The organism is Bradyrhizobium sp. MI1.11, from assembly GCF_055811255.1.
The window spans coordinates 109,586-118,244 of sequence record NZ_JBVVPM010000028.1; the positions used below are offsets into that span (position 1 = coordinate 109,586).

The 8,659-nt window shown below is 64.3% G+C and carries 8 protein-coding genes and 2 pseudogenes; 4 read left to right on the top strand and 6 right to left on the bottom strand.

Annotated elements, in window-relative coordinates:
* Positions 1–72: 72 nt before the first annotated feature.
* From AC0L30_RS25885 to AC0L30_RS25895, 3 genes and pseudogenes are all read left to right on the top strand, one after another.
* Positions 73–774: pseudogene (locus AC0L30_RS25885) on the top strand (GntR family transcriptional regulator); the annotation flags it as partial.
* A 202-nt stretch (positions 775–976) separates the two neighbouring features.
* On the top strand, positions 977–1,405 hold the full coding sequence (locus tag AC0L30_RS25890; RefSeq protein WP_007598964.1) for a response regulator: 429 nt from the start codon (positions 977–979) through the stop codon (positions 1,403–1,405).
* Positions 1,383–4,976, top strand: a complete 3,594-nt coding sequence (locus tag AC0L30_RS25895; protein ID WP_473405558.1) for a PAS domain S-box protein — start codon at positions 1,383–1,385, stop codon at positions 4,974–4,976. The genes AC0L30_RS25890 and AC0L30_RS25895 overlap by 23 nt, the downstream gene beginning before the upstream one ends.
* 122 nt (positions 4,977–5,098) lie before the next feature.
* Here AC0L30_RS25895 and AC0L30_RS25900 read toward each other — a convergent pair whose 3' ends face one another.
* Positions 5,099–5,734, bottom strand: a complete 636-nt coding sequence (locus AC0L30_RS25900; RefSeq protein WP_007598960.1) for a response regulator transcription factor — start codon at positions 5,732–5,734, stop codon at positions 5,099–5,101.
* A gap of 150 nt (positions 5,735–5,884) precedes the next feature.
* On the opposite strand from AC0L30_RS25900, the gene AC0L30_RS25905 reads away from it, so the two are divergent.
* Positions 5,885–6,175: a hypothetical protein gene (locus tag AC0L30_RS25905; RefSeq protein ID WP_473405559.1), complete on the top strand. Its 291-nt coding sequence runs from the start codon at positions 5,885–5,887 to the stop codon at positions 6,173–6,175.
* 56 nt (positions 6,176–6,231) lie between these two features.
* Here AC0L30_RS25905 and AC0L30_RS25910 read toward each other — a convergent pair whose 3' ends face one another.
* The 5 genes and pseudogenes from AC0L30_RS25910 to AC0L30_RS25930 all read right to left on the bottom strand — a co-directional run.
* A complete protein-coding gene (locus AC0L30_RS25910) occupies positions 6,232–6,735 on the bottom strand; it encodes a response regulator (protein WP_007598958.1) in 504 nt (167 codons plus the stop codon).
* A gap of 141 nt (positions 6,736–6,876) precedes the next feature.
* Positions 6,877–7,194 carry a hypothetical protein gene (locus tag AC0L30_RS25915; protein ID WP_007598957.1) on the bottom strand — a complete coding sequence of 106 codons (318 nt, stop codon included), beginning with the start codon at positions 7,192–7,194 and terminating at the stop codon, positions 6,877–6,879.
* Between the two features lie 2 nt (positions 7,195–7,196).
* Positions 7,197–8,078: a CheR family methyltransferase gene (locus AC0L30_RS25920; protein WP_275174421.1), complete on the bottom strand. Its 882-nt coding sequence runs from the start codon at positions 8,076–8,078 to the stop codon at positions 7,197–7,199.
* Between the two features lie 59 nt (positions 8,079–8,137).
* A complete protein-coding gene (locus AC0L30_RS25925) occupies positions 8,138–8,524 on the bottom strand; it encodes a response regulator (protein ID WP_007598955.1) in 387 nt (128 codons plus the stop codon).
* A gap of 31 nt (positions 8,525–8,555) precedes the next feature.
* A pseudogene (locus tag AC0L30_RS25930) lies at positions 8,556–8,659 on the bottom strand (chemotaxis protein CheW); the annotation flags it as partial.

The window sequence follows — 8,659 nt, forward strand, 5'->3', positions numbered from 1 at the left end:
TTATTTATTATTTTTTTTTTTTTTTAAAACCCCCCCGCGCCCCCCCCCCCCCCCCCAACCAACCCCCCCCCCCCCCCCCCCCGCCCCCCCGCCCGCCCCGGCGCGCGGCTCGACCGGGCCCGGCAGGCCGCACCGCAAGTCTTCGAGCGGCTGCGCAACGCCATTCTTGCGCTCGAACTGCCGCCGGGCTCGCCGCTGTCGCGCACGGATCTCGCCGCACAATTCGGCGTCAGCTCGACGCCGATCCGCGACGCCTTGATGCGGCTGGAGGAAGAAGGGCTGGTCGACGTGTTTCCGCAGCACGCCACCGTCGTCAGCCGGGTCGACGTCGGTCGGGCCGAGCAGGCCCATTTCCTGCGCCAGGCGCTGGAGCTCGAAATCGTCCGCCTGCTCGCGCAGCAGCACGGCGAAGCCCTGGTCATACGCCTCGACCACACGATCGCGCTGCAGCAGCAATTCGCCAAGGCCGGAGACTTCCAGAGCTTCATTGCGGGCGACAATGATTTTCATGCGCTGCTTTATGCCGCGGCCGGCAAGCAGGAGCTCTGGACGCTGGTGCGCAGCCGCAGCGGACATATCGACCGGCTGCGCCGGCTGCATCTGCCCTCACCCGGCAAGGCCCAGAACATCGTCCGCCACCACAAGCTGATCACGCGCGCGATCGAGGCCGGCGACGCCGATGCTGCGCAACAGCATCTGCGCAAGCACCTGTCGGGCACGTTGAGCGAGCTCGACACGATCCGAAGCCACTATCCGGAATATTTGACCGACTAGACCCTATGGCGTGCGGTTGTCGCGAGCGCTTGTGCACGTCACCGTGCATAAGTTTGGCGCAACCGAGTTCGCCTTTTGCGAGCAATCGTCGGATCGATGGCGAAGTGCTTGCAGGCCGGATGCAATCCGCGCAACAATTTCAGAATTGATGGTTTGATTTGCGGTCGCTGGGAAAACCCATCCAGCCCGGAGGATACCAGACGTGGCCAACATCCTGATCGTGGATGACGACCCGGCCGTGCAGATGACAATCCGGCTGCTCCTGGAGAGGGCCGGTCATCATGTCACCGTCGCCGGAGACGGCCGCAAGGGACTTGCGCTGTTCGAAGCCGGCCAGTTCGACCTTCTGTTTCTCGACATCTTCATGCCCGGCATGGACGGCCTGGAGACGATGCGCCACGTCCGGGCGCTGCAGCCGGCGATTCCGATCGTCGTCATTTCCGGCCGTTCGTCCGCGCCGGATGCCCATGCGGAGCCGGACTTTCTCAAGATGGCGACCAAGCTCGGCGCGGTGGCGAGCTTGCAGAAGCCGTTCCGGGCCGACGCGCTGCTCGCCGCCGTCGCCGGCTGCCTGGACGCGGCGCGGACGGCGTCGGCGAGGAATCCGGATGTCAGCACCGGCCGCCGATGACAAGAACCTTCATTCTGTTCCAACCGAGCACGGGCGCGGCCATTCAGGAAGCGGTGCAAATTTCGCCATGACCCTCGCTACGCGGCTCGCCATCGCGATGATCCTGCTGGTGGCGGTCACCGTGGCCGCGGTCGGCTGGCTCGGCTATCGCAACATCACCCAGGCCGTGATTCCGCGGGTCCTGGAACGGATCGAAGCCCAGTCGAGCCTGCTGGCCACCCATCTTGAATCTTATGTGGCCGGCGCTCGTGGCGATCTGCTCGGTTATCGCTCCGCCGCTGCCATCAATGGCCTGATCCGCGCCCATGTCGGTGGGGGCATCGATGCTGTCGACGGCGTTTCGGAGCAAACCTGGCGCGAGCGCATCGCCACGCGGTTCGCAGCCGAGATCGACGCGAAGCCGAGCTACGGGCAATTTCGAATCATCGGCCTTGACGACGACCAGCGCGAACTGGTCCGCGTCGATCGCGCCGGCCCGAACGGAGCAGCACGGATTGTCCCCAACGGCGAACTGGAACGCAAGAGCGACCGAACCTACTTCCAGGAGACGATTCGATTGGCGCCGGGCGACATCTATGTTTCGCCCGTCGATCTCGCCACCCGGCAGGGAGGAACCACGGACCCTCACATTCTCACGATGCGCGTCGCGACGCCGCTGTTCACGCCTGACAGCAAGCCGTTCGGTATCGTCATCGCCAATATCGACATGCGTCCCGCGCTCGACCGCATCCGCTCGACCGCGAGCGCAGGGGGAGAGATCTATGTCGTGAACTCGCGTGGCGACTATCTCGTCCATCCCGATCGCACGCGGGAATTCGGTGCATTGCATGGCAACGGCAACGATTGGCGTCGTGACTTTCCTTTCTTTGCAGCCCGGGCCGGCCTGCCGCAAGGTTCCACGCAGCTTGCGAGCGACCAAGCGGGCCGGCCGAGCGGAGCGGCGATCGCACCGGCGTTGCTGGCCGGCAAGGAGTGGTTGGCTATCATCGAGACGGCCCCACCGTCGGTGTTCAGCCGCGTTCCGGCGGCCATTCAAAAAACCTCCTCGCTGGTCGGTCTGCTTGCTGTCCTTGCCGCAGCTTTGCTTGCGGTGCTGCTGGCGCGCTCATTGACGCGGCCGATCGGGCGTCTGACTGCGGCGGTGGAAGCGATCGGCAGCGGACGGCGCGCCGACATTCCCGTCGATGCGAGCGGAGAGACAGGCGTGCTGGCGCGGGCATTCGCCCAAATGGTCGAGGAAACGAGAGCGAAGACGGCCGCTCTTGAACGCGAGATCGAGGAGCATCGCCGCACCGAGGCCGCGCGAAGCCATCATGAAGCGCGCGAGCGCTTGTTCAGCGCCGCCGTCGAATCCTCCGACGACGCGATCGTGATGCAATCGCTCGACGCCATCATCACCGGCTGGAATGCCGCCGCCGAGCGCCTCTACGGCTACTCGGCGAATGAGGCGATTGGGAAATCCACCGCGATCATCGTCCCACCCGACCGACGCGAGCAAGGCAAGGACTATTTACGGCGGATCGCCGGAGGTGAACCGATCGAACGCTTCGAGACGGTGCGCCTGCGCAAGGATGGCACGCCGGTCGAGATCTCACTCAGCCTGTCGCCGATCAGGGGCCCATCGGGCGAGATCATCGGCGCCTCCGGCACCGCGCGCAGCCTGACCGACGCGCGGCGGGCAGAGCGGGCGTTGCAGCAGCAGCTGGAGGAACGGCGACAGCTCTTCGACACCTCGCAGGATCTGATCATGGTGATGGACGCGCGCGGCCACATCGCGCAGATCAGTCCGAGCAGCGAGGCCATTCTCGGCTACCGGCCGGAGCAGATGATCGGCCGCAGCGGCGCCGATTTCATTCATCCGAGCCATCTCGACCGGTCCCGCGACGAGATGCGCGCGCTGCGGCGCGGCGAACGTCCGAGGCTCGCCGACACCCGCTGCTTCCACAAGAATGGCCACGAGGTCTGGCTGTCCTGGCTCGGCAGCTGGTCCGCCCAGGCCAAGCGCTTCTTCTTCGTCGGGCGCGACATGACGGAGGCGAGGCTTGCACAGGAGTCCTTGCGGGAGAGCGAGCAGCTTGCACGCAACATCATCGAGACCTCGCTCGACGCTTTCACCCAGACAGACCACACCGGTGCCATCCTGAGCTGGAACTCGCAGGCCGAGAAGCTCTTCGGATGGACGCGTGAGGAAGCGATCGGCAAGAATGCGATTGAACTTTTTGTCGCCCCCAGTGAGCGCGAAAGCGTCACGGCCAGACTGAAGCTCTTTCTCGAATCCGACCCATCGCTGGCTAATCCACGGCGCGAAGTTTTGGTGCGGCGGCGTGACGGCAAGGAATTCAAGGCCGAGCTCAGCGTCACGGCGCTCCGGCGACGCGAAGGTATCCTCTTCAATTCGTTCTACCGCGACCTGACCGACAAGATCACGGCCGACGAGCGCATCCGCCATGCCGAGAAGATGGAGGCGGTCGGCCAGCTCACCGGCGGCGTGGCGCACGACTTCAACAACATCCTCACCGTCATCACCGGAACGATCGAGATCCTGGCCGACGCGGTGGCCGGGGAGCCGGAGCTCGCGGCGATCACGAAGATGATCGACGAGGCCGCCGGGCGTGGCGCCGAGCTGACTCAGCACCTGCTGGCGTTTGCGCGCAAGCAGCCGCTCCAGCCGCGCGAAATCGACGTCAACGCGCTGATCATCGACACAGCGAAATTGTTGCGGCCGACGCTGGGCGAGCAGATCCATATCGAATCGGTGTTCGAGGACGAGAACTGCGTCGCGACCGTCGATCCAAGCCAGCTCACCACCGCGATCCTCAACCTCGCGCTCAATGCCCGCGACGCCATGCCCGGCGGCGGCAAGCTGATCGTGGAGACGGGCGCGGCCTATCTCGACGAGGCCTATGCCAGCGTCAACGACGTCCCGCCGGGACACTACGTGCTGATCGCCGTGAGCGACACCGGCAGCGGAATTCCCGCCAACATGTTGGCCAGGGTGTTCGACCCCTTCTTCACCTCGAAGGGACCGGGCAAGGGCACCGGACTCGGGCTTTCGATGGTCTACGGCTTCATCAAGCAGTCCGCGGGCCATATCAAGATCTACAGCGAGGAAGGCCACGGCACCACGATCAAGATGTACCTGCCGCCCGGCAAGACGCCGACGGTGGTCGGCGAGGGCGTGACGCCGGCGACCATCGAGGGCGGACACGAGACGATCCTGGTGGTCGAGGACGACCGGCTGGTGCGCGACTACGTGCTGGCGCAGCTGCATTCGCTCGGTTACGTCACCTTGCAGGCTGCGAACGCCGCGGAGGCGCTCGCCATCGTCGCCGCCGGAAAACCGTTCGACCTCCTGTTCACCGACGTCATCATGCCCGGCAAGATGAACGGACGGCAGCTCGCCGACGAACTGCAGAGAACGCGTCCAGATCTCAAGGTGCTCTACACGTCCGGCTATACCGAGAACGCGATCATCCATCACGGCCGGCTGGATTCGGGCGTTCTGCTGCTGGCGAAGCCCTATCGTAAATCGGATCTGGCACGGACCATCCGCAAGGCGCTGAGCAGTTGATGGTGCGTCGGGCTGGGTGAGAACCCGTAGCCCGGGTGAGGGAAGCGATACCCGGGAACACTACGAGCCAAGTCCCGGATGTCGCTTCGCTCATCCGGGCTACGAAATGTCACCCACGGAATTTACGACGCGCGCTGCGCCGCGGTCATTACGATCCGGATCAGATCGGCGGCATTGCGCGCACCGAGCTTCTTCATGATGTTGGCGCGGTGGTCCTCGATGGTGCGCGGGCTGATGCCGAGCGTGCGGCCGGCCTCCTTGTTGGAGGCGCCGGCGGCAAACTGCTCGAGCACCTCGCGCTCCCTGCGCGTCAACGGCTCGCGCCCGGGGAAATGCAGCGAGCCGAACTTCGGCGCCGCGTTCTCCGACTGCCTGCGTGCATAAGCACCGATCGCCTCGTCCAGCCGGCCGACGATCTCGCTGCCGCGGAACGGCTTCTCGATGAAGTCGAGCGCGCCGCTCTTGATGGCCCCTACCGCCATCGCGATATCGCCCTGTCCGGAGATCATGAAGATCGGTGCCGGATAGTCCTCGCCGTGCAGCTCATTGAGAATGTCGAGGCCCGACTTGCCGGGAATGTGCACGTCGAGCAGGACCGCTGCAGGTGTGCGGTTTCGCGCGACGGAGAGCAATGCTGCGCCGTCCGCAAAACAGATCACCTCATAGCCCGCCGCCTTCAACACCATCGACAAGGTGTCGCGAACGGCAGCGTCGTCGTCGACCACGAAGATTTCACCGCGAGAGCTTTGTTCGGCCATGTGCCACACATCCGGTTGGCATGAAGGATTCGCGTCCGCCCCAACCGTTATGGCGTTCGGCGCGGATTCGGCCCACCGTATTTGTACGGGACATGGACTTAACGCACAAGTAGCGGCAGGGCGCCTAATTGCGGAGGACGGAGAATATCCATGCTAAATTTGGCCGCTACGCCGCCTCTCGTCGCAATGCCCGAAGTCGATAGCCGTGAGCTGATTGCAGCTGACCTTCGCAAGCTGATCTCGCAGATCGAGACCAGCATGGGCCGGACTGCCACAGCCATGGATCAAGAACACGCGAGCGGTCCGGAAGGTTCCGCCGAGGTCTTCGTACTCGACGATGTCACACTCCGGTATGCCACGGCGATCGCCGCTCTCGACGCCAGCCGGGCCGGCCTTGGCCACGCCCTGGGATGCCTGTGGGAAGCCGGCCGCACGGTGTAGATCGCGATCGCTGCGACGCGGCGACCGCATTGTTTCATCGCATGACGGGCCGAGGCTCAGGCGCGGTGCCGCTCCACGATCGCGTCGGTGGCGACGCCACCCCAGGTGTGGATCGCCGGCAGGCCCATCGCGGTCTTGCCGAGATTGGCGAGGCTGATGCGCAAAGCGGCCAGATCCAGCGGCTTGGGCAGGCTCTGGAGCTCGATCCCGACGGAACGGGCGAAGCTGCGGGCGGCGCTGCGGCGCTTGCCGTCCATGCCGCTGACGACGATCACGGCACCGCCAAATTTCGCCTTGGCCATTTCGCCCAGCACGTCGATGCCGTCGCCATCCTCCAGCACGAGATCAAGTGTCACGCAATCGAAGCGCGCAGTGCGGAGTTTTTCGATCGCTTCGGCCACGGACGGCGCCACGGTGACTTCGTGGCCGGCCTGCTTGGCCGCGACCGTGATCAGGCTGCGCTGCGTGGCGTCGTCGTCGACCACCAGAAGCTGAAGCGCGCGTCGCTCGGCGCTGTGGGGCAGGTTTGACGGGAGAGGTGAGAAAGAGCTTCTGGGCATTACGGTATCCTGAGATTGAGACCGGCAATGGATACACGGTTCGCGCTTAGGCGACGTAAAGCCGCGACGGCAAATTCAGTCGGATGTTTCAGCAAATGTGAACCAACATCGCGGAAAACGGCGACGAGACGCACGTGAAGATCACGCCGCCTCGTCACGGCCACCGGCCGCGCCGCGCTTCTTCCGGTTCTTGCCACGCAGGAATTGGATGTCCATTTCGACGCCGTTGACGCGCACCAGTTCGCAGCGGCGGTAGGCGAGGCCGGTGGACGACAGCAGCAGGAAGAACTCTTTGAGGTTCAGGCCCTGAATCGAGCCTTCCACCGTCAGGATGGCGTCGGTGTCGGAGATCGCGTTGAGCTTGCAGTCGCGGCGCCAAGTGCCGTCGATGGCCATGATGCAGACATCATAGCCGCGACTGAACGTCACGCGTTCCGCGCCCTTGCCATCCTCGGCCATGCCTATCGTCCTGCCATGACCGCTACGCGCGGCGCGGCGCCGGCAAGAGCCGGCTTGGCGGCCGCGGCACGCGGGTCGTTCGGCTTGTAGAGACCGCGCCGCTCCGGAATCGGCCTGAACGTGTCGGTCAGTCCGACCACCGTTTCGGCCGCGCCCAGCACCAGGAAACCGTCTCCCTCGATCTGGCGAGCCAGGCGGTTGAAGATGTTGATCTTCGTGTCCTGGTCGAAATAGATCAGCACGTTGCGGCAGAAGATGACGTCGAAGGTGCCGAGCTGAGCGAAATCGTGCAGCAGATTGAGCTGCCGGTGCTGGATCATCGCCCGCAGCTCGGGATTGATCTGCCAGGTCTCGCCGGTCTGCTTGAAATATTTCATCAGCATCTGGATCGGCAGGCCGCGCTGCACTTCGAACTGGCTGTAGATGCCGGCCTTGGCCTTCTCGAGCACCTCCTGCGACAGGTCGGTGGCGATGATCTCGACGCGCCAGCCGGTCAGGGCCGCACCCATCTCCTTCAGGCTCATCGCCAGCGAATAGGGCTCCTGCCCGGTCGAGCCGGCGGCGCACCAGATGCGCACGCTGCGGCGGCCGGCGCGGGCCTTGATGATCTCCGGCATGATGGTGTCTCGGAAATGATCGAACGGGACCTTGTCGCGAAAGAAGAAGGTCTCGTTGGTGGTCATCGCCTCGACCACGCTGGTGACGAGCGCGCCCGAGCCAGCGCCTTGCAGCTTCTGCACGAGCTCGCCGATACCGGAGATCCCAGCCTTGCGCGCCAGCGGCAACAGCCGGCTTTCAATCAGATATTGCTTGTCTGCGGACAGATCGAGCCCGGAATGATCCCTCAGGAACTTACGCAGATACTCATATTCGGTCGGGGTCACGGATGGGCCTCTCGGAAGCTGTACTGGGAACACTCTGGCCGGAACACTCCGCCAGACACTCAGACCATGGCTTGTCCGACCGGGATCAAGCCGACTTCAGCAAATTTGTCGGCGATGATGTCCTTGTCGAAGGGCTTCATGATGTACTCGTTGGCGCCGCCGCTGAGCGCCTGAGCGATATGAGCCACGTTGTTTTCAGTGGTGCAGAACACGACCTTGGGCTGGTCGCCGCCCGGCAGGCGGCGCATGTGGCCCATGAACTCGAAGCCGTCCATCACCGGCATATTCCAGTCCAGCAGCACCGCGTCGGGCAGCTTGTGCTGACAGACCTCGAGCGCCTTGGAGCCGTCCTCGGCCTCCGTGACTTCGAATTCCAGGCCTTCCAGGATCCGGCGTGCGATTTTGCGCACGACGCTGGAATCATCGACCACCAAACACGTCTTCATCTTGGTTCTCCGGCTTCGATGTTTTCGGGGCTCACGCAGCCATTTGCACTTCGGTTTTGAGCTCGAGGACGCGGTCGACGTCGAGGACGACCATGAGCTGGCCGTCGAGACGGTGGACACCGCCGGCGAGCTTGG

Bases quoted from the DNA above. Each gene is read 5' to 3' on its own strand.
- AC0L30_RS25900 (WP_007598960.1), bottom strand. From the start codon at position 5,734: ATGGCCGAACAAAGCTCTCGCGGTGAAATCTTCGTGGTCGACGACGAC.
- AC0L30_RS25895 (WP_473405558.1), top strand. From the start codon at position 1,383: ATGTCAGCACCGGCCGCCGATGACAAGAACCTTCATTCTGTTCCAACC.
- AC0L30_RS25905 (WP_473405559.1), top strand. From the start codon at position 5,885: ATGCTAAATTTGGCCGCTACGCCGCCTCTCGTCGCAATGCCCGAAGTC.
- AC0L30_RS25925 (WP_007598955.1), bottom strand. From the start codon at position 8,524: ATGAAGACGTGTTTGGTGGTCGATGATTCCAGCGTCGTGCGCAAAATC.
- AC0L30_RS25910 (WP_007598958.1), bottom strand. From the start codon at position 6,735: ATGCCCAGAAGCTCTTTCTCACCTCTCCCGTCAAACCTGCCCCACAGC.
- AC0L30_RS25915 (WP_007598957.1), bottom strand. From the start codon at position 7,194: ATGGCCGAGGATGGCAAGGGCGCGGAACGCGTGACGTTCAGTCGCGGC.